The following is a 19078-nucleotide window of genomic DNA, read 5'->3' on the forward strand; positions in this document are numbered from 1 at the left end:
TCACTACCGAACATACGTTCGATACTACCCCAAGGGTACGACACCAACAAGAGGTGAATTCGGCAAGACCGAATTCAGAGGTTGTGCGCCACCCACTCGATCCCCTGCCAGGCCCGCCACCCCAGGTAGACGGCCAGCGCGCCGGCGAGCAGCTTCAGGTGCCACGGAATCGGCCCCAGGGCGTCGTCGTCGTCCGCGGGCGCATCCGCCAACGAGTGGGCGGACCCGGGGTCGACGGCGCGCCCGCACGTGGGGCACGCGCCGTCGGCGCGCACCGTCGAGGGCGAGAGGAACCGGTCGCACGTGTCACACCACGGCACGTATCCATTCCAGCACCCGCGGACCGCGTGGGAGCTACTGGATGAGGCGGACCGGGTCACCGAGCATGAAGGCCATCCAGGTGGTGGTGTCGTTGACGCTCGTGCCAACCGGGTACGTGAAGCGCAGGCGGGTCCAGCACCCGAGCGGGTCCGTGTCGTCGCAGTCGTAGGTCTCGGGGATCGGTACTTGGAACATGACCCACTGGCCGTTATAGGAGGGGCCGGGGCTGCTCGAGCTGCTGACGCCGGAGATCTGGCAACCCGAGCCGGTTGCAATGAACGTCCCCCACGGTGGGCCGGTCGAGTTGCCCGGAGGTTGGGTGTACTCACAGTTGGCGAAGGCCCCGCCGCTGACGTTCGAGTCGGGCGGCGGTAGCACGGCGATCGCGCCGGGTTGTGACGCGTCACCGGTGTCGAAGAAGTTCAGGATCAGGGTGTGGCCCGCCTCGCCGGGAAGGACGCGCGTGAGGTAGAAGCGCGTATCGGCACCGGTGGCGTTGGCGTAGATGCCCATCGTCGAGTTGCCGTACAAGCGCAGGTTGTTCGTCGACGAGAAGTTCGCGCCGAGACCGACTCGGATGGAGTAGCGGTTGGAACCGCCACCGTTCGGAGTGGCCGTGCCCGCAATCTTCGTCGCGGTCTGCACCTGCAGGAAGTAGGTACCCTGCACCGGGTTCGCGACGGAGCAGAGTTGCACCCACTGGCGGAAGAACGACGCGAACGTCCGTGCGGGGTTGGTCCCGGGGTAATCGGTCGACTGCTGGAGCAGTGTCTTCAGACGGGTCGCGTCGATGGCGCCGTTCGGCAAGTCGTTGGCTCTCTCGGGATACACTCCCGGGAACTCGGCCTGGCAGACGATCGGGTTGTTGCTGGGCTCCCACGTGGTGACGTCGGGTTCGCGCAGGGTCCAGATCGTCCACGGGTTCGCGGTGTTGCTGCCGTCGGCGTAGTACTGGTCACCCGTGCAGAACGCGCTGCTGCCTGCCGACGCGTATCGGACCGCCGGCGTGATCGATCCGGAATAGCCGGGGATCTGGATGGCGGTCAGCGTCGCGGCCTGGTTGAGACTGTTCTGCGCGTTCGCGTCGCCGTCGCCACAGCGGTCGCCCACATGGACGAACGCAGGGTCGAACACCTCCACGTTGAGGGCGCCAGTCGCTCCGGCCGGGACGTCGATTCCGTAGAAGTAGCCGTTCGCGCTGTAGTCCTTGTTGATCGAGCTCGCGCAGTTGTCCGCGTTGCACAGGCTCGAGCTGGCGCTCGGTCCGGCCCCTTGGACCGCGTCGCCCTTGTTCTTGCTCGACGACGGGCCGAAGAGGTTGCCCCAGAACTGGGGCTGGGTGAGGCTCGATTCGGGGTCGTTGCCGTAGACGTTCTCGGGACTGCCGAGGTTCTGCGGCAGCTGGTACTCGGCGACCGCGCTCCGCGTGATCGTCGTCGACCCGTAGTTCACGATCTGGCCCCACGGATTGTTGGTGGGGACGGAGATCGTCACCTTGAGCTGGTTGGGCAATGCACCGGCGACCGTCGTGATGGCGACGCCGTTCGTGCCGTGGGTGAACCCGTTCTTCGAGGCGACGCTCTTGGCCGTCGTGAACGCCACGTTGCCGACGTTCTCGGGCATGAAGACGGCGCCGCCGAGCGCAGCCGCGTCCGCCGCCTTCTGGATGCGGTTCGAGATGTTGTTCCAGCGGCTGAACTCGAGGCCGAGACCTGCGAACGCGGTGAGCGTGACGAGGGTCAGCGCCATCCACACCATGTAGAAACCGCGGTCGGCACCTTCTCGGTCACGGACGCGGCGGAGGAAGCGGGCCATCACCATCCGACTACCCGCAGAGCTGCGTCGGCGCCGGCTCGAGTCGGAAGACGGCGTGATCGGTCAAAGTGATCGTGGCTCCGAAGAGCTTCGTGATGTACTTGTGACTGAGCTTCACGTAGACGCCGACCGAGTCCCAGTTGGCGGTCTCGCACGCATTCTGGGACGAGGCCGGCCATCCACTACCGCCCGGATTCGCGGTGTCGAAGCTCTTCGTCCCAGGCACCCAGCTGTACTGGATGCAGCTCGTCGTGCAACTGCTGAAGCTCGTGTTGCCGTTCGCGCCTGGATAGCCGTTGTCGTTGGCCTTGTAGACCCACATCTCGATGGGCTCGTCGGGCGCGATCGTCTTCAGCGCGGTGGCAGCCGCGACGGAGGCGTCGGTCGCATAGGTGGAGAGGCGCGCTTCGGCGGACGCGGTACGCGCCGCGGAACGCGCTGCTCCCGCGCCGACGGACGACGACTGGTACACCGACGAGAACTCGATGAGCCCGAACGTGATCAGCACGATGATGGGGATCAGGATCGCGGTCTCGACCAGGACCGCGCCGCGCTCGTCGCTGCGTCTGCCTCGTTTCCTCATCCGTTCGAACCCCATCGACATCAACGCCAGGTCCAGCCCCGCGCTGAGTCATATGTCGGCAGTCACGGCCAGGGGTCTTGAGCCAAGAATCGGCTAAGCGCCCGGAGAGTCAGGCGCTGCGGAGCCTCCCCCATGGCTCGCTCACTGCGAGCCCGGATACCCGGCTCGCGGCCGTTCGTTCGCGCGGCGCCTCCGCTAATCGTTCCGGCGCCTCACTCTCAGCTTGAGCGGCGTGGGGCCCAGGTCGAACGCCTCCCGGATCCTGCGCTCCAGGTAGCGGAGGTAGGTGACCGGGAGCTCGTGGGTCACGAAGAGCGTGAACGTGGGCGGGTCGGTCGCCGCCTGCGTCGCGTAGAGCACCCGCGGGCGCCGGCGGCCGACAGGCGGCACCGCATGGGCGAGCTGGGCGTCGCGCACGACGCGGTTGAGCGCGGCGGTCGGGATCCGCTGGTGGTACGCCTCCTCCGCCTGGCGGAGCGCGGGAAGGATGCGCTGCGTCATCCGACCCGTGAGCGCCGACACGGTGAGGACGGGCGCATACGACAGGAACGCCAGTCGGTCGGCAACGGCCGCCCGCGCGGCGGCGCGGGCCTCGGCGTCGAGGAGCTCCCACTTGTTGAGCACGACGACCACCGCGGTGCCTGCGGCGTCGATGCGTTCCGCGAGGCGCTGGTCTTGATGCGTGACACCATCGGTCGCGTCGATCACGAGCAACGCGGCGTCGGCGCGATCGACGGATTCGAGCGCGCGCACCATGCTGAAATACTCGGTGGGCTCGTCGATACGGCTGCGACGACGCATGCCCGCGGTGTCGACGAATCGCAGCGGCCCGTCTTCGGTTTCGACGATCGTGTCGATCGAGTCGCGGGTCGTGCCGGGCAGGTCGTGCACGATGGCGCGATCGGCGCCGACGAGACGATTGAACAGCGTGGACTTCCCCGCGTTCGGACGGCCGACGATCGCGACCGAGAAGATCGAGTCGTCGACTTCCGGTGCCGGTTCCTCGGCAGGGAGCGCGTCGACAACGGCGTCGAGGAGGTCGCCGCTCCCGCGACCGTGCATCGCCGATACCGGGAAGGGATCACCGAGGCCGAGGCGCGAAAACGCCCACACCGCGGCCTCACGCCGCTCGTCGTCGACTTTGTTGACCACGACGAGTACCGGCTTCTTCGTCTTGTACAGGACGCGCGCGACGCGTTCGTCCTCTTCAGTGAGGCCGACGGTGCCGTCGACGACGAGCAGTATCGCGTCGGCGTCGACGAGCGCGCGCTCCGCCTGTTTGCTCACCTGGCGCGCCAGCGGCTCGCCGCCCTCACCCGTGGTGGGCGAGAGCCAGCCACCGGTGTCGACGACGACGAACTTGCGGCCGTTCCACTCTGCCTCGAGCTCCTTGCGGTCGCGCGTGACGCCGGGCTCCTCCTGCACGATCGCGTCGCGCCGTCCGACGAAGCGGTTGACGAGCGTCGACTTGCCCACGTTCGGGCGACCCACCACCGCGACCACCGGGAGCCGGCTCCGTGCCGGAACGGACGCTGGGTTCACAACTGCACTGCCGCGACGAGTGACGCGCCGTCGGTGGGCACGACCTCGACCGGTCGGGGAAGGTCGGCGGTGGTGGTGCCGTCGAGGAACCGTCCGTTCGAGAGGACGACGTCGGGCAACAGGTAGCGCGCGCCCTCGGGAGCGCTGCCGAGCGCGCGCCCGACGTCGCCGCCGCTGAGAAGGCCGGTGACCGCGATGTTGCCCCCGAAGAAGCGGTTGTCGACGACGAGGAGCGACACGTCGGCGCGCGCCGCGGCCGCGAGCTCGCCGACGAGCGGCTCGAGCACCTGGGCCCCGTACCCGCCGGTGACGATCACGACTGGAGAAGGCGTAGAGGCGCGGAATTGCACGGGTGTTCCGCCGCGCGGCGCTCGGTAACCCGCGGCGGGTGCGCCGTCGACCCACGCGAAGAAGCCTGTTCTCCGTTCGGGCACGGAGCCGGTCCTCCGTTCGGGCACGGAGCCGGCGCGGGTACCGAACGGATCGACCGTCTCACCCGCGAGCGCGGCGCGCACTTCGACTTCGAACGCGCGCGCCATGCCGATGCCGTTCTCGTGCTGTGCCAGCGCGTCGTAGTGGGCAATGGTCGGGAACGGGCGTTCCGCGAGCAGGTAGTACTCGTCGGCCGCGTAGACGAGCCGGCGGCCGAGCGCGCGCGTGAAGCGCGGCTGCCACTCCGCAACCGTGTCGACGACACGCGCGGCCTCATCGCGCGTGTGTGCCCGCATGCCTTCCTCGGTGGTGTAGTCGCTCACGCCGAGCGGCACGACACCCACGGTGGCGAGCCGGGGGAAGCGGTCGAGCACACCGAGGAGCGTGTCGTCGAGCGCTTCCGCGTCGTTGATGCCCGGGCACACCACGATCTGGCCGTGCACGTCGATCCCGCCGTCGAGCAGCGCGGCGAGCCAACGCAGGCTGGTCGCGCCGCGCCGGTTGCGGAGCAGACGGGTGCGTAGCTCGGGATCGGTGGCGTGGATGCTCACGTAGAGCGGGCCGAGATGCTCCGAGATCACGCGTTCGAGGTCGGCTTCCGTGAAGCGCGTGAGCGTGGTGAAGTTGCCGTACAAGAAGGAGAGGCGGTAGTCGTCGTCCTTCAGGTACAGGCTGCGGCGCATGCCCTTCGGGAGCTGGTAGATGAAGCAGAAGGGGCAGTGGTTGTCGCAGGTACGGACGCGGTCGAACACCGCGCTCTCGAGGTCGAGCCCGAGCGGCGCGCCCGCGGGCTTGTCGACGACCACGAGCTGCTCGAGTCCGCCGCGCCGGAGCTCGAGCTCCACGCGGGGCTCGTCGGCCTGGATCTGGTAGCGGATGACGTCGCGCACCGCTTCGCCGTTGAGCGTGAGGAGCTCGTCGCCGGGGAGGAGCCCCGCAGCGTGGGCAGGAGAACCGGGCACGACCGCCACCACACGGGCGGTCGGCATGGGTCAAGTGTAGGAGCGAGCGTCACGAGCCGGGTATCCCGGCTTGTAGCGAGCGACCCATAATCTGGCGCGGATGACGGTCGAACTCGTCCTACTCGCCGAGCCGCGCGGCTTCTGCGCCGGCGTGGAGATGGCGATCAAGGCGCTGTCGTGGATGGTCGAGGCGTTCGACCCGCCGGTGTACTGCTACCACGAGATCGTGCACAACCAGCTCGTGGTCGACCGCTTCCGCGAGCAGGGTGTGGTCTTCGTCGACGACGTGGACGATGTTCCCGCCGGCGCACCGCTCATGCTGTCGGCGCACGGCTCCGCGCCCGAGATCGTGGCCGCGGCGCGCGACAAGGACCGCGTCGTCGTGAACGCGGTGTGCCCGCTCGTCACGAAGGTGCACCACGAGGCGAAGGTGCGCGCAGGCAAGGGCTACACCATCATCTACGTCGGTCACGAGGGCCACGACGAGGCCACCGGGACGCTCGCGGTCGCGCCCGACGAGATGCGCCTGGTCGAGACCGACGCCGACCTCGACCGGGTGCTCCCCACCGTGAGCGACCCGTCGAAGGTGGCCCTGCTCGCGCAGACGACCCTCTCGTTGGACGATTGGAAAGGGGTCATGACCCGTGCCCGGGAGCACTTCCCCGAGCTCTGGACGGCCACCCGCGACGACCTGTGCTTCGCGACCACGAACCGTCAGGCCGCATTGCGCGCGCTCGCGGCACGCGCCGACGCGATCGTCGTGATCGGGAGCGCGAACTCGTCGAACACGATCGCGCTCGCCAAGGTGGCACGCGCCGCAGGGTGCGAGCGCGTGTTGCGCGTCGACGGTCCCGACGAGATCGATCCCGACGCGCTCGGCGATGCCCGTGTCGTGGGCGTCACCGCCGGCGCGAGCGCACCGGAAGATCTCGTGCAGGCGGTGATCGAGCGGCTCGCACCCACGCAGGGCGTCGAGACGGTGCACGTCACCGAGGAAGACGAGTACTTCCCACCACCGCGTGAGCTCCGCGAGCTCGCGGCCGCAATGGAGCGCGACCGCGCAACGAGCTAGCCCGCGCCACTTGCTACAACGTCGCGAGCGTGATGGCGACGGCTATCCCGTTGAACACCGCATGCGCGGCCATGCCCGGGCCGAGACGCTCGTAACGCCAGCGGATGCAGCCGAGCAGGAACCCGACTGGGATGATCATCGAGAACGTGAGGATCATCTGACCTCGCGTCATGCCGATCTGGTAGTGCACGAGGCCGAACGCGACCGCCTGCGCGCAGATCGCGATGCGACCCCCGTAGCGCCGGGTGAGCACTCCCTGCACCAGACCGCGGAAGAACAGCTCCTCGAAGAACGGCGCGCCGAAGACGGCGACGATCACCACCACGATCGCGCCGAGGGTGGAGATGCCGGCCTCGTTGGTGACCGACGTGTCGCGGGCGAGGTCGTCGAACGAGAACACGAGGACCAGGATCACGGCGATGATCAGCGTCGCGACGCGCGCGACGAGCGCGGCGAGCGAGCCGATCCCGAGGTCACCGAGCTGCGGGCGCAGCAGCCCGAGGTCGCGGAGCGTTCCCGTTCCGTACCGCCGAACCGCGAGCTTGCACGCGCCGAACAACCCCGACCAGAGCGCGAGCTCGCCGACCAGCAGCGTGACGGCAGATCGAGATGACGCGCCCAGGGCGATCGCCAACCCGACGACACCCAAGGAGAGCATCTGGCCACCGACGAAGCCGGCAATCGCGAGCCCGCCACCCTTGGCGGTCTGCTCGCGGTCGTTCTTCGGCGGGAACCATCCCCGATCGCGCGGCGGGAGTTGCGGGCCGACGTATCCCGTCCACCGCTGACCGTCCCACCACCGCCACAGGGCCTCGCGCATCGGGTCCGGGTACCAACCCGGAGCCGCGACTGTTTGCCTTGCCTGGTACAGAACGGCCCTGTTCGCAGCCGTGCCGTTCAGCGACGCGACGAGCGCGTCGACATCGCTGCGCCGAGCCGCTGGTACCGCGAACGTTGACGCCGCCCACTGCGCGTCGATCTCGGCATCGACAAGCAGCCGGCGGAGCGCGTCGCGCGACTCCCCCGGCCACTGCGCGAGGTCGTAGGTGACGGTGTTCAGGTGGGTCAACCCGCGATCAGGAGCGCGTCGGTGAACACGCGTTGGAGCTCCGCGGCGAGCTCGTCGGTGAGCTTCGTCGCCGCGGCGCGGCGGCCGCGCCCTTCGAACACCGGCGGCATGATCGGCTTCCCGACGACGACCGCGACCCGCCGCGGACGCGGGAGGAACTTGCCTTTCGGGAGGATGTCCTCGCTCCCGCCCACGCCCACGGGCACGATCGGCACGCCCAGCTTCACCGCGAGGTACGCCGCGCCATCGAACAGCGGCGCGATCCTCGGACCCGACTCGCGCGTGCCCTCGGGGAACACCGCCACCGGTTGCCCTCGCGCCAGTTCGGCTTCCAGCGCGCGCAGCGCGGCGCGGTCGGCGGTGCCGCGCTCCACGCGCACTGCGCCGAGCGCGGTGAAGAACGCGTTGCCGAACCACGTGGAGAACAGCTCCTCCTTCGCGAGGAAGCAGATGGTGCGCGTGGTCACGAACGCGGAGAACGGCACGTCGAGGATCGACCGGTGGGACGGGGCGACGATGTAAGCCCCGGACCGCGGGACGTGCTCTCGGCCGACGACGCGCACGCGGCACGCGACCTTGCACACACTCAGCACGACCGCGCGCGCGAACCGATAGAACGTCATCCTGCTCCCTCATCCGCAGATTCGGAATCGGCGTTCACTGATCGCGCCCGCTCGACGATCACGGCCACGACCTCGTCGACGGTGGTAGCGGTCGTGTCGATCACGATCGCGTCGGGCGCGGCATCCTCGGGCCGCAGCGCCCGCCCGAGCGACGCGTCGGCACGGTCGCGTTCGGCGAGCGCTTCGCGCACGTCGTCGACCGCGACCCGGCGGGCGGCCGCCTCCTCGTCACGCCGGCGCCGCACCGCCCGCACGTCGTCCTGCGCGGTGAGGAACACCTTGACCGGGGCGTCGGGAAACACGACGGTCCCGATGTCGCGCCCCTCCACGACTCCCCCACCCCGCTCGCGCACCCACGCTCGCTGGCGTTCCACGAGGATCTTGCGAACCGCCGGGTGCGACGACACCGACGAAACCGCGCCAGTGACCTCGGGACCGCGGATCTCCGCCGACACGTCACGCCCGCCGAGACACACGGACCCGTCGGCGAGCTCGATCTCCGCTCGCTGCGCGACCTCGGCGACGGCGTCCGCGTTGTCGACATCGGCGCCCACCTCTATCGCCGCGAGCGTGACCGCGCGGTACATGGCACCCGTATCGAGCGTGTGCAGGCCGAGCGCGTCCGCTACACCGCGCGCGGCAGTGGACTTTCCCGACCCCGCCGGGCCGTCGATCGCAACGAGCCGAGCGGTCACGCGAGCCCCGTCACACTCGCCCCGTCAGCGTTGCAAGGTCGTCGCCGAACTCGGGATACGAGACCGAGATCGCCTTCCAACCCAGTACGACCGACTCACCGTCGGCAGCGTTCGCCGCGATCGCCGCCGCCATCGCAAGGCGATGGTCGCCGTAGCTGTCGAGCCGCGCGGCACGAGGCTGACCACCGCGGATCGCGAGCGTGTCGGACGCGGTCTCCACACCGACGCCGAGGGCGACGAGCATGGCTTCCACGGTGGCGATGCGGTCGGTCTCCTTCACTCGGAGCTCCGCGGCGTCGGCGATCTCGGTGACGCCGTCGGCGAACGCGGCGGCGACCGCGAGCACCGGGAGCTCGTCTTGCACGAGCGGGATCTCGTCGCCCCCGATTGTCGTCGCGCACAGTTCGGACGCGACGACACGGAGATCACCGACCGGCTCGCCCAGCTGCTTGCCGGTGAGGTCGACATCGATCGTCGCGCCCATGCGGCGGAGCACGTCGACGAACGCGATCCGGGTGGGGTTGCAGCAGACACGTTCGATCACGAGATCGGAACCAGGTGTGATCGTGGCGCCGACCACCCAGAACGCCGCCGACGACGGATCACCCGGCACCTCGAGCTCGAGCGGTGCCGGCGCGCCCTTGGTGACGCGCACGGTGCAGCCGTCGACGGTGACGGGCGCGCCGAGCGCGCGCAACATCCGCTCGGTGTGGTCGCGAGTCGGTGCCGGCTCGGTGATCTCGGTGGTGCCATCGGCCTGGAGCCCCGCGAGGACGAGCGCGGTCTTCACCTGAGCGCTCGCGACCAATGTGTGGTGTGCGTACCCGCGCAGCGACCCACCGCGGAGGGCCAAAGGTGCGAGCGTTCCGCTCGCGCGGCCGTCGACGTGCGCGCCCATCGCGCGCAATGGCTCGACCACGCGGCCCATCGGCCTCTGCAAGAGGCTCACGTCACCCGAGAGCACACCGAGGAACGGCCGGCCCGCGAGCAGGCCCGCAGCGGTGCGCATCGTGGTACCGGAGTTGCCGCAGTCGAGTACGTGCGACGGCTCCATCAGCTCTTCGACGCCGCGTCCCTCCACGGTGATCGCGGAGCCGGCCGCGGTGATGTCGACGCCCAGGTCGCGCAGCAGGAGTCGGGTGCGCGCGACGTCGTCACCGCCGGCGAGCCCGACCGCGCGCGAGCGGCCGTTCGCCATCGACGCGAAGAGCAGCGCGCGATGCGAGATCCCCTTGTCGCCGGGAACGCGCAGCCTTCCGCGCAGTGACGCAGGACCCAACACCACGAGCTCGGTGGGGATCTTCATGCGACGCGGGACGGCCACGGGATGCGCTACTGCGGGAGGTCGGCGCGCAACGCGGCCGCACCTTCGAGGAACACATGGCGCAGCTCCTCGCGAGGCTTGTCGGTGTAGCAGTGCACCAGCACCCGGATGCAGAACGGCATGCCGTGCGGTACGTCCTGCTCCTGCGCGCCGAGCAGCGCGATGCCGTCGAGCCCGAGCCCGGCACGGGCCGCGCTCGCAGGGAACTCGGCGTGCAGGTCGGGGGTAGACGTGAACATCATGCTCACGACGTCGTCGGGAGCGAGGTCATTTCGGGCGAAGAGTTCCTTCACCATGCGCGTCGTCTTGGCTTCGATCTCGGCCTTCGAGTCCTCGTCGCAGGTGATCGCACCGCGCAGCGCCTGGAGCTTCACGACGAGCGAGGTTAGCCGGGGCCTCCCTTGCCGCTCTTCCCATTGGCCTTGTGAGTGGCGGGCCGCGGCGTGGTTGCCTCGTACAACGCGCGCACCTCGCTCGGTTTCAACGCGCGCCACTCCCCCGGCGCGAGACCACGATCGGCAACCGGTCCGATGCGGGTGCGCACGAGCCGGATCACCGGGTGACCGATCGCGTCGAACATGCGCCGGACCTGGCGGTTCCGGCCCTCGTGGATGGCGACCTCGACAGCCGCGCTCGTGGCGCGGCGCTGCACAACACGCACGGTTGCCGGCGCGGTCATGCCGTCGTCGAGCTCGATACCATCGCGCAGCGCCCCCAGTGCCCCCGGCGCCGGCACACCTTCGACTTCGGCGAGGTACGTCTTCAGCACACCGTGGCTCGGGTGCGTGAGGAGCTGCGTGAGCTCACCGTCGTTGGTGAGCACGAGCAAGCCCGTCGTATCGTTGTCGAGGCGTCCGACCGGGAACACGCGCCGCTCGGTCGGCACGAGATCGAGCACGGTCGTGCGTCCCTGCGGATCGGTCGCAGTGGTCACCACGCCCACGGGCTTGTTCAGCAGGTAGTAGACGAAGTCGTCTCGCACTACGACGGCAACCCCGTCGAGCTCGATGCGCTGTCTCCGCGGATCGGCGCGCGCGCCCAGACGCGCGAGCTCGCCGTCGACAGTGACGCGACCCGCGGAGATGAGCTCCTCGCACGCGCGCCGCGAACCGAAGCCGGCGCGCGCCAGGAGCTTCTGCAACCGTTCCGGTTCGGACTCCTGCGCCACGTCAGTCCGTGGTGGCGGCGTCGCTCGCGCGGTCTTCGTGGAGCGGGTCCTCGAGCCGAGGGTCTTCGCTCAGGTGAAGACCGCGCTCGAGGGCTTCGACGACCGACGCGTCGGGCACGAAGTCACCGAGCGAGGGCAGGTCGGCGAGCGAGTCGAGACCCAGGCGCTCGAGGAACGACACCGTGGTGCCGTAGAGCACCGCGGTGCCCGGGCCGGGATCGCGCCCGACTTCTTCCACGTAGCCGCGCTGCAACAGCGTGTGCAATGTGGCTTCGACGTTGACACCGCGGATCGCCGAGATCTGCCCGCGTGAGATTGGCTGCTTGTATGCGACGATGGCGAGCGTCTCCAGCGCCGGGGCCGACAGCCGCGCGTGGCGGGCGTCGAGCACGAAGCGCTCCACGTAGGGCGCGAGATCGGGATGCGTCTGGTACCGGTAGCCGCCCGCGACTCGCACGAGCACGAAACCGCGGCACGACTCCTCGTACTCCCGCGCGAGCTCGTCGCAGAGTGCTTCCACCCGCACGACCGACAACTCGACGAGCTGCGCGAGCAACCGCGGCTCCACCGGCTCCGTAGCCGCGAGCACCACTGCCTCGATCGCGCGCTTCGCCTCGAGCTCGCTCATGCGCGGACCTCGACCGGAGTGTCGTTCCAGTCGTCGAGGCTGGCCGCGTCGAGCGCGATCTCACTGGGACGGAGACGGCGCACGAGCAGTTCGCCGAAGTTCGTGAACTGCGTGAGCTCGACGACGCCCTGCTTGTAGAGCTCGAGCACCGCGAGGAAGCGCACGACGAACTCGAGGCGACTGGGTACGCCGGCGACAACGGCGCGGAAGCTCATGGGCTCGGACTGCGGCAACAACCGGAGCACGGTGTCGACGGCATCGCGAACGCTGGCGCGTACTGGGGCAATGTGCTCGGTGTCGACGATCACGGGTGGTACCGCCGTGAACACACGGAGAGCAGCCGCGCGTAACGCGGCGGGTCGGACCCGCTCCAGCGGATCGGGTTCGAGGAATCGATATGGCTCTTCAGGACCGGCGCGCCTCGGCACGCTGCGCTCGGCGCGGCGGATGCGCGCCTCGAACGCCGCAGCGGCGTCCTTGAACGTCTTGCACTCGAGCAGTCGGGCGAGCAGCAGATCGCGCTCCTCGAAGCGCAGCAGCTCTTCGTCGAGCTCGACGTCTTCGAGGCCGGGCAGGAGGCGCCGCGCCTTGAGCTCGACGAGGGTGGCGGCGATCAGGAGGAACTCGGTCGCGACGTCGAGGTCGAGGGCCGGCTCAGTGCCTGAACGGAGATCCTGCCCGATCCCGTTCATCGCGATATCGAGCTCGGTGAGGTACGAATCGACGATCGCGGAGAGCGACACCTCCCACAGCTCCACCTCTTCGCGGAGAATGAGGTGCAGCAGCAGGTCGAACGGCCCTTCGTACACGGGCGTGTGGACCTCGTACGGCATCGGACACCACCCTACCGGCGGCAAATACCCGCGCCGTGCCATCTCCGATGACCGGTAGTGTCACGGCCCGTGCCGCGCGTCTTCTCGGGGATCCAGCCGACCGGCGAGGTTCATCTCGGCAACTATCTGGGTGCGGTACGCCACTGGGTCGCCGCGCTCGACGACGCCGATTCCCCCGACCAGGCCCTCTACTGCGTGGTCGACCTGCACGCGATGACGCTCCCCTACGACGCCGCGACGTTCGCAGAACGGACGCGGCGGACGGTCGCCTTCCTCGTCGCCGCCGGCCTCGACCCCGCCCGCTGCACCCTCTTCGTGCAGAGCCACGTGGCCGCGCACACCGAGCTCACCTGGATCCTGAACTGTGTCGCGACCTTCGGTGAGCTCCGCCGGATGACGCAGTTCAAGGAGAAGTCGGCCCGAGGCAGTGGGGCAAGTCGGGAGTCCGTGAGCGTCGGGCTGTTCGACTACCCCGTGCTCATGGCGGCCGACATCGTCGCCTACGACACCGACCGGGTCCCGGTGGGCGACGACCAACGCCAACATCTCGAGCTCGCACGCGACGTGGCCATGCGGTTCAACCACCGCTTCGGTCCCACGCTGGTGGTGCCCGAACCAGCCATCCCGTCGGTGGGCGCGCGCATCATGGACCTCCAGCAGCCCACCGCGAAGATGGCGAAGTCGGCCGACTCGCCCCAGGGCTCGTTGCCGCTGCTCGACGACCCTGCCGCGCTGGTCAGACGCATCAAGAGCGCGGTGACCGACTCGGGCAGCGATGTGCGCTTCGACCCCGTCGAGAAGCCCGGCGTGTCGAACCTGCTGCAGATCCTGGCGGCGACGAGCGATCGCGAGATCCCCGTCGTGGAAGCCGAGTACGCGGGCGGAGGGTACGGCGCCCTGAAGGCGGCGGTGGCCGACGCAGTATTGGAGTTGGTCCGCCCGCTGCAGGCGCGCTACGCCGAGCTCGAGCGGGACGCCGCCGAGGTCGACCGGATCGTCGCGGCGGGCGCGGCCCGCGCGGAAGAGATGTCGGCACCGGTCGTCGCGCGAGTCCGTGACGCCGTGGGGCTCCTGCCGCCATCTCGCCCATGAGCTCGCGCCTGAACGATGGGTCGCTCGCTGCGAATCGGGGATACCCCAATTCGCGCACGCTCGCTCCTGACGAGGCGGGTTAGTCGTCGTCGGCGGCAGCGAGGGCCACGACGACGGGTTCGGGGATGGTGAGCGTGTCCCAGGTTGTGGGGTCGTGGTGCCCGGCCGCCCACTGCGCAGCCTCTTCGGGACCGCCCAGGAGGCGGATCCGGTCGGCGCCGAGCTCCGGGTGCCGCAGGTAGAGACCGACGCGTCGCGTGAACCCGCTGCGCTCGGACCACGCGTCAGCCATCCCGGGGCCACCCGCCGCGCCGGAGACCGTTGCCACGACGCGCCCGTACACACCGAGGCGCGCGTCGAGCTTGCCGATGTCGTGCAGCAGGGCAGCCGCCACCCAACGCGGATCGTCTGCGTAGGGAGTGCCCGCGAGCTGTGACTCGACCTCGCGCGCGACGCGCACCGTGTGCCGGCGGTCGTGAGCAGGCTGGAGCCTCCACTGCGCGTACGCGGCGGGGGTGAGCACCGACTCCACCCACTCGACATCCTCCGCACGCGCGGGACGGGGCCACAGCGCGCGCACGAAGCGCCCCGACAGGTGCAGCAGCTTCACGCGAAGACGAAGCGCGTGAGCTGGTCGGCGAAGGGGGCAAGGATCCGGCCCGCGAACCCGGTGGTGAACACGAGGATGAAGAGTACGAGGAAGCCGTAGGGCCGGAACTTGTACCAGCCCGGCAGCCAGGTCTCCGGGAGGACCCGTTCGATCAGCGCCGAGCCGTCGAGCGGTGGGATCGGCACGAGGTTGAAGATCCCGAGGAACAGGTTCACGAGTGCGAACGAGAAGAGGATCTGGATACCGAGCGGCAGGTCGTTGAAGAAGCTCACGGGGGTGGTGTAGAGCGCCTTGGCCGCGAGTGCGGCGACGGCCATCAGCAAGAAGTTCGTGATCGGCCCGGCGAGGCTCACGAAGACCATGTCGCGGCGCGGGTCGCGCATCCGGTTGGGGTTCACCGGCACCGGCTTCGCCCACGCGAGTACCGGCACGCCGATCAATGCACCCATCGCCGGCATGACGATCGATCCGACCGGGTCGATGTGCGGGATCGGGTTCAGCGTGAGACGGCCGGCCCGCTTCGCAGTGTCGTCGCCGAACCACGACGCGACCAGACCGTGGCTGACCTCGTGGAGGATCACCGCGACGATCAGGCAGGCGAAGAAGATCACCGCCTGCTCGAAGTCGGTGTTCACGCGGTGGCGCTCAGCGTCGCTGTGAGACGCAGTTGATGCAGAAGCGCGCCGCGGGCATCGCCTCGAGGCGGGCTTCGGAGATGCGCTGGTGGCAGTTCTCGCACTCGCTGTAGGTGCCGGCATCGAACTTGACGAGCGCGTCCTCGATCTCCTTGAGGGTCTCGTCGAGCTGACCGGCGAGCGCCTCCACCTCACCGCGCTCGGCGGTGACCTGGCCCGAATCGGCGAAGTTCTCGTCGAAGTCGAGCGCCGCGCCAGAGCCGCGACCCAGCCTCTGGAGCTGGTCGCGGAGGCGGTCGCGCTCCTCCTGGAGCTGGTCGCGCAGCACCGCGTGGGTCGTGTCGGCCATGTGACGATATTACCTACTCGATGGGCTCGCTCACTATGGGCCGCGAGCGCAGACCCCCGCGAGCGGACAGCTACCTCTTTGCGCGGGGGTGGGCGAGGTCGTAGACGGCCCGCAGGCGCTCAGGGGAGACCCGGGTGTACACCTGGGTGGTCGAAAGGCTCGCGTGGCCGAGCAGCTCCTGCACGACGCGGATGTCGGCCCCGTGGTCGAGCATGTGCGTCGCGCACGAGTGGCGGAGCACGTGCGGGAAGAGCCGGTCGCCGAGGCCCGCACGGTCACCGGCCGCCCGCACGATCAGCCACGCGCCCTGGCGCGTGAGTTGGCCACCGCGCGCGTTGAGGAACACCGCGTCCCCCGCGCGCTTGGTCCGGCTCGTCGAGATTCGGCGCTCCAATTCGGGACGCCCGTGTCGGAGATAGTCGTCGAGCGCGGCCCTCGCGGTGCGGCCGAGCGGGACGACGCGCTCCTTGCTGCCCTTGCCGAGCACGCGGACGATGCCGTCGCGGAGATCGAGGTCGCCGACGTCGAGCCCGACGAGCTCGCTGATGCGCAGACCGCCGGCGTAGAGCGTCTCGAGGATCGCGCGGTCGCGTCGCGCGCGCGGGTCGCCGCCCGGCACGGCTGCCAGCAGCGCCTCAACCTCTGGCTCGCTGAGCGCCTTCGGGATCCCCTGTGGTACCCGAGGACCCCCGATCTCCTCACTCGGGTCGGAGAGTACGAGCCCTTCCTCGACGCAGAACCGGTGGAACGAGCGCACCGCGGCCACGGCTCGGGCGATCGAGGAGGGCGCGTACCGCGGGTGGCCGTCGTCGTCACACGCGTTGCGGAGGTCCTCCACATAGGCGGCGACCATTGCTTCGCTCACCGCGCCGGGGTCGGTCTGCCCGCGGCGGCGCAGGTAGCCGGCGTAGCGGCGGAGGTCGCGGCGGTAGGCGGCAAGTGAGTTCGGCGCCAGCCCTCGTTCGACACGCAGCCAGGTGTCGTACTCCGCGAGCAGGTCCGCCAGCGCGTCAGCGTCGGTCGTTGTGCTCACTACTCGCTCGGCCGCTCAGGCACGGAGCCGGTTTTCCGTTCAGGCACGGAGCCGGCGAGCGCCTGACGCGCGAGCAGCAGACCGATGATGCTCTTGGCGTCGACGAGCTCGCCTGACGCGATCAGCATCTCGACGTCGGACAGCGCAACCAGCTCGACGGTCATCGCCTCCTCTTCGGCGCTCACCGCGGCGCGCTCGCACGCTTCGAGGTCGGTGGCGAGGAAGACGTAGGTGTACTCGTCGGTGAACCCGGGCGAGTTGAAGAACTCGCAGAGGAGCCGGAGACGGCCCGCGCGACGGCCGATCTCTTCCTCGAGCTCACGAGCCGCGGTGACGTCGGGTGGCTCGCCGGCCACGTCGCGCTTCCCGGCGGGCACCTCGAGCAGGTCACGGCCCGCCGCGGCGCGGTACTGGCGGACGAGCAATGCGCTGCCGTCGACATCGACCGGCACCACGACGACCGCGCCCGGATGGAGGACGACGTGCCGGTCGAATTCTTCGTCGTCGGGTCCGGCCACGCGCAAGCGCTCGACGGTCAGGAACCCGGCCTCGCACAAGGTCGTGCGCGCGACGACGCGGAACATCTCGGTTAGACCGCGGCAGTCGGGTCGCCGACCTCCAGCACTTCGGTGTCGATCGTGATCGGCAGCCTCGGGAAGCGACCCTCCGCGCGTTCGAGCGCGGCGCGCACGAACGCCGCGAACAGAGGATGCGGCCGGTCGGGACGGCTCTTGAACTCGGGGTGCGCCTGCGTGGCCACGAAGAACGGGTGGTCGGGCAGCTCGATGAACTCGACGAGGCGGTCGTCGGGCGACAAGCCCGAGCACACCATGCCCGCTTCCTCGAGCTTGGCGCGGTAGCGGTTGTTCACCTCGTAGCGGTGGCGGTGGCGCTCGTAGACGAGCTCTTCGCCGTAAACCTTCTGCACGACCGAGCCGGGCACCAGCTTCGCCGGGTAGGTGCCGAGGCGCATCGTGCCGCCCTTGTCGACCACGTCGCGCTGCTCGTCCATCAGGTCGATCACCGGATACGGCGTGTGCGGCTCGAACTCGCTCGAGTGGGCTCCGGCGAGGCCGCACACGTCGCGTGCGAACTCGATCACCGCACAGTGCAACCCGAGACAGAGGCCGAGGAACGGGATGCCCTGCTCGCGCGCGAAACCGGCGGCGGCGATCTTGCCTTCGATGCCGCGGATGCCGAATCCGCCCGGGATCACGATCGCGTCGAGCCCGCCGAGACGGCCCTCGGCGAGCAGACCCTCGGTGTCGTCGGACGCGATCCAGTCGATCTCCACCTGCGCGCCGCAATCGAAGCCGCCGTGCTTCAATGCCTCGACGACCGACAGGTAGGCATCGGGCAGGTTCACGTACTTGCCGACCAGTCCGATGCGCACGGGCTGGCGCGCCGCTTCGACGCGCGCGACGAGCTGGCGCCAATCGTCGAGGTCGGGCTCGTGCTCCGTGAGCTGGAGCACCCGGCAGACATAGTCGTCGAGCCCTTCGTCGTGCAGGACCAGCGGGATCTCGTAGAGCGTCGGCGCGTCGACGCACGACACGATGCCCTCCTCGGGCACGTCGCAGAGGCTCGAGATCTTCTGCTTGAGCTCCCAGGGGATCGGCCGGTCGGAGCGGCACACGATCGCGTCGGGCTGGATGCCGCGACCACGCAGCTCGGTGACGGAGTGCTGCGTGAGCTTGGTCTTCTGCTCCCCTGCCGGCGCGATGTAGGGAACGAGCGTGACGTGGACGTAGAAGACGTTGTCGCGCCCGACATCCTTGCGGAATTGCCGGATCGCCTCGAGGAACGGGAGGATCTCGATGTCGCCGACGGTGCCGCCGATCTCGGTGATCACGACGTCGACATCGTCGTCGGCCGCGAGCGCGCGGATGCGCTGCTTGATCTCGTTGGTGATGTGCGGGATCACCTGCACGGTGTGGCCGAGGTAGTCGCCGCGGCGCTCCTTGGCGAGCACGTCCTGGTAGATCGAACCGGTGGTCGCGTTCGAGCGGCGGGACAGCGGCACGTCGACGAAGCGCTCGTAGTGACCGAGGTCGAGGTCGGTCTCGCCGCCGTCGTCGGTAACGAACACCTCGCCGTGCTGGAAGGGGTTCATGGTGCCGGGGTCGACGTTGATGTAGGGGTCGAGCTTCTGCATCGTGACCCGGAGACCCCGGGCCTTGAGGAGCCGTCCGAGCGAGGACGACGTGAGCCCCTTCCCGAGGCTCGATGCCACACCACCAGTCACGAAGATGTGCTTCGCCAAGACCTGCAATCTCCCGTGGGACGACGCGA

The 19078-nt window shown here is 69.3% G+C and carries 21 protein-coding genes; 2 read left to right on the forward strand and 19 right to left on the reverse strand.

Annotated elements, in window-relative coordinates:
- Positions 1-74: 74 nt before the first annotated feature.
- From WD271_02535 to WD271_02555, 5 genes are all read right to left on the reverse strand, one after another.
- Entirely contained in the window at positions 75-320 is a 246-nt protein-coding gene (locus WD271_02535; GenBank protein MEX1006703.1) for a hypothetical protein, read from the reverse strand.
- Positions 321-354: 34 nt separating this feature from the next.
- Positions 355-2136, reverse strand: a complete 1782-nt coding sequence (locus tag WD271_02540; GenBank protein MEX1006704.1) for a pilus assembly protein TadG-related protein — start codon at positions 2134-2136, stop codon at positions 355-357.
- A gap of 10 nt (positions 2137-2146) precedes the next feature.
- Positions 2147-2719, reverse strand: coding sequence for a TadE/TadG family type IV pilus assembly protein (locus tag WD271_02545; protein ID MEX1006705.1), 573 nt, complete (start codon positions 2717-2719; stop codon positions 2147-2149).
- Positions 2720-2914: 195 nt separating this feature from the next.
- A complete protein-coding gene (gene der, locus WD271_02550; protein ID MEX1006706.1) occupies positions 2915-4222 on the reverse strand; it encodes a ribosome biogenesis GTPase Der in 1308 nt (435 codons plus the stop codon).
- 35 nt (positions 4223-4257) lie between these two features.
- Positions 4258-5682 (reverse strand): DUF512 domain-containing protein, encoded by a 1425-nt coding sequence (locus tag WD271_02555; protein ID MEX1006707.1) that lies wholly within the window; start codon positions 5680-5682, stop codon positions 4258-4260.
- Positions 5683-5755: 73 nt separating this feature from the next.
- On the opposite strand from WD271_02555, the gene ispH reads away from it, so the two are divergent.
- Positions 5756-6727, forward strand: a complete 972-nt coding sequence (gene ispH / locus WD271_02560; protein MEX1006708.1) for a 4-hydroxy-3-methylbut-2-enyl diphosphate reductase — start codon at positions 5756-5758, stop codon at positions 6725-6727.
- A 13-nt stretch (positions 6728-6740) separates the two neighbouring features.
- Here ispH and WD271_02565 read toward each other — a convergent pair whose 3' ends face one another.
- Genes WD271_02565 through WD271_02600 form a run of 8 tightly spaced genes read right to left on the reverse strand, consistent with a single transcriptional unit; the run spans position 6741 to position 13067 of the window.
- Positions 6741-7796 (reverse strand): CPBP family glutamic-type intramembrane protease, encoded by a 1056-nt coding sequence (locus tag WD271_02565; protein ID MEX1006709.1) that lies wholly within the window; start codon positions 7794-7796, stop codon positions 6741-6743.
- Complete coding sequence (locus WD271_02570) at positions 7793-8419, reverse strand: lysophospholipid acyltransferase family protein (GenBank protein ID MEX1006710.1); 627 nt, start codon at positions 8417-8419, stop codon at positions 7793-7795. The genes WD271_02565 and WD271_02570 overlap by 4 nt, the downstream gene beginning before the upstream one ends.
- Positions 8416-9114 carry a (d)CMP kinase gene (gene cmk, locus WD271_02575; GenBank protein ID MEX1006711.1) on the reverse strand — a complete coding sequence of 233 codons (699 nt, stop codon included), beginning with the start codon at positions 9112-9114 and terminating at the stop codon, positions 8416-8418. Before cmk ends, WD271_02570 begins: the two co-directional genes overlap by 4 nt.
- A 10-nt stretch (positions 9115-9124) precedes the next feature.
- Entirely contained in the window at positions 9125-10438 is a 1314-nt protein-coding gene (gene aroA, locus WD271_02580) for a 3-phosphoshikimate 1-carboxyvinyltransferase (protein ID MEX1006712.1), read from the reverse strand.
- Positions 10439-10446: 8 nt separating this feature from the next.
- Entirely contained in the window at positions 10447-10812 is a 366-nt protein-coding gene (gene aroH, locus WD271_02585) for a chorismate mutase (protein ID MEX1006713.1), read from the reverse strand.
- A gap of 11 nt (positions 10813-10823) precedes the next feature.
- Positions 10824-11606, reverse strand: a complete 783-nt coding sequence (locus WD271_02590; GenBank protein ID MEX1006714.1) for a pseudouridine synthase — start codon at positions 11604-11606, stop codon at positions 10824-10826.
- Between the two features lies 1 nt (position 11607).
- A complete protein-coding gene (gene scpB, locus WD271_02595; GenBank protein ID MEX1006715.1) occupies positions 11608-12234 on the reverse strand; it encodes an SMC-Scp complex subunit ScpB in 627 nt (208 codons plus the stop codon).
- A complete protein-coding gene (locus WD271_02600) occupies positions 12231-13067 on the reverse strand; it encodes a ScpA family protein (protein MEX1006716.1) in 837 nt (278 codons plus the stop codon). Before WD271_02600 ends, scpB begins: the two co-directional genes overlap by 4 nt.
- Before the next feature lie 69 nt (positions 13068-13136).
- Between WD271_02600 and trpS the strand changes: the two genes are divergently transcribed.
- Complete coding sequence (gene trpS, locus WD271_02605) at positions 13137-14159, forward strand: tryptophan--tRNA ligase (GenBank protein MEX1006717.1); 1023 nt, start codon at positions 13137-13139, stop codon at positions 14157-14159.
- Positions 14160-14238: 79 nt separating this feature from the next.
- Here trpS and WD271_02610 read toward each other — a convergent pair whose 3' ends face one another.
- From WD271_02610 to WD271_02635, 6 genes are all read right to left on the reverse strand, one after another.
- Positions 14239-14769, reverse strand: coding sequence for an HD domain-containing protein (locus WD271_02610; protein MEX1006718.1), 531 nt, complete (start codon positions 14767-14769; stop codon positions 14239-14241).
- On the reverse strand, positions 14766-15404 hold the full coding sequence (locus WD271_02615) for a site-2 protease family protein (protein MEX1006719.1): 639 nt from the start codon (positions 15402-15404) through the stop codon (positions 14766-14768). The genes WD271_02610 and WD271_02615 overlap by 4 nt, the downstream gene beginning before the upstream one ends.
- A gap of 10 nt (positions 15405-15414) precedes the next feature.
- Positions 15415-15753 carry a TraR/DksA C4-type zinc finger protein gene (locus WD271_02620; protein MEX1006720.1) on the reverse strand — a complete coding sequence of 113 codons (339 nt, stop codon included), beginning with the start codon at positions 15751-15753 and terminating at the stop codon, positions 15415-15417.
- A 70-nt stretch (positions 15754-15823) separates the two neighbouring features.
- Positions 15824-16786 (reverse strand): site-specific tyrosine recombinase XerD, encoded by a 963-nt coding sequence (locus WD271_02625; protein ID MEX1006721.1) that lies wholly within the window; start codon positions 16784-16786, stop codon positions 15824-15826.
- Positions 16786-17370 carry an NUDIX hydrolase gene (locus tag WD271_02630; GenBank protein MEX1006722.1) on the reverse strand — a complete coding sequence of 195 codons (585 nt, stop codon included), beginning with the start codon at positions 17368-17370 and terminating at the stop codon, positions 16786-16788. Before WD271_02630 ends, WD271_02625 begins: the two co-directional genes overlap by 1 nt.
- Positions 17371-17375: 5 nt before the next feature.
- Positions 17376-19049, reverse strand: coding sequence for a CTP synthase (locus WD271_02635; GenBank protein ID MEX1006723.1), 1674 nt, complete (start codon positions 19047-19049; stop codon positions 17376-17378).
- Positions 19050-19078 lie beyond the last annotated feature (29 nt).

The sequence above is a fragment of the Acidimicrobiia bacterium genome (assembly GCA_040880805.1).
In the GTDB taxonomy this organism is placed as follows: Bacteria; Actinomycetota; Acidimicrobiia; order IMCC26256; family DASPTH01; genus DASPTH01.

Excerpts from the sequence above, each read along its gene's own strand:
- WD271_02540 (MEX1006704.1), bottom strand. The coding sequence starts at position 2,136 with ATGGCCCGCTTCCTCCGCCGCGTCCGTGACCGAGAAGGTGCCGACCGC.
- WD271_02545 (MEX1006705.1), bottom strand. The coding sequence starts at position 2,719 with ATGAGGAAACGAGGCAGACGCAGCGACGAGCGCGGCGCGGTCCTGGTC.
- WD271_02555 (MEX1006707.1), bottom strand. The coding sequence starts at position 5,682 with ATGCCGACCGCCCGTGTGGTGGCGGTCGTGCCCGGTTCTCCTGCCCAC.
- ispH (MEX1006708.1), top strand. The coding sequence starts at position 5,756 with ATGACGGTCGAACTCGTCCTACTCGCCGAGCCGCGCGGCTTCTGCGCC.
- WD271_02570 (MEX1006710.1), bottom strand. The coding sequence starts at position 8,419 with ATGACGTTCTATCGGTTCGCGCGCGCGGTCGTGCTGAGTGTGTGCAAG.
- scpB (MEX1006715.1), bottom strand. The coding sequence starts at position 12,234 with ATGAGCGAGCTCGAGGCGAAGCGCGCGATCGAGGCAGTGGTGCTCGCG.
- WD271_02600 (MEX1006716.1), bottom strand. The coding sequence starts at position 13,067 with ATGCCGTACGAGGTCCACACGCCCGTGTACGAAGGGCCGTTCGACCTG.
- WD271_02620 (MEX1006720.1), bottom strand. The coding sequence starts at position 15,753 with ATGGCCGACACGACCCACGCGGTGCTGCGCGACCAGCTCCAGGAGGAG.
- WD271_02630 (MEX1006722.1), bottom strand. The coding sequence starts at position 17,370 with ATGTTCCGCGTCGTCGCGCGCACGACCTTGTGCGAGGCCGGGTTCCTG.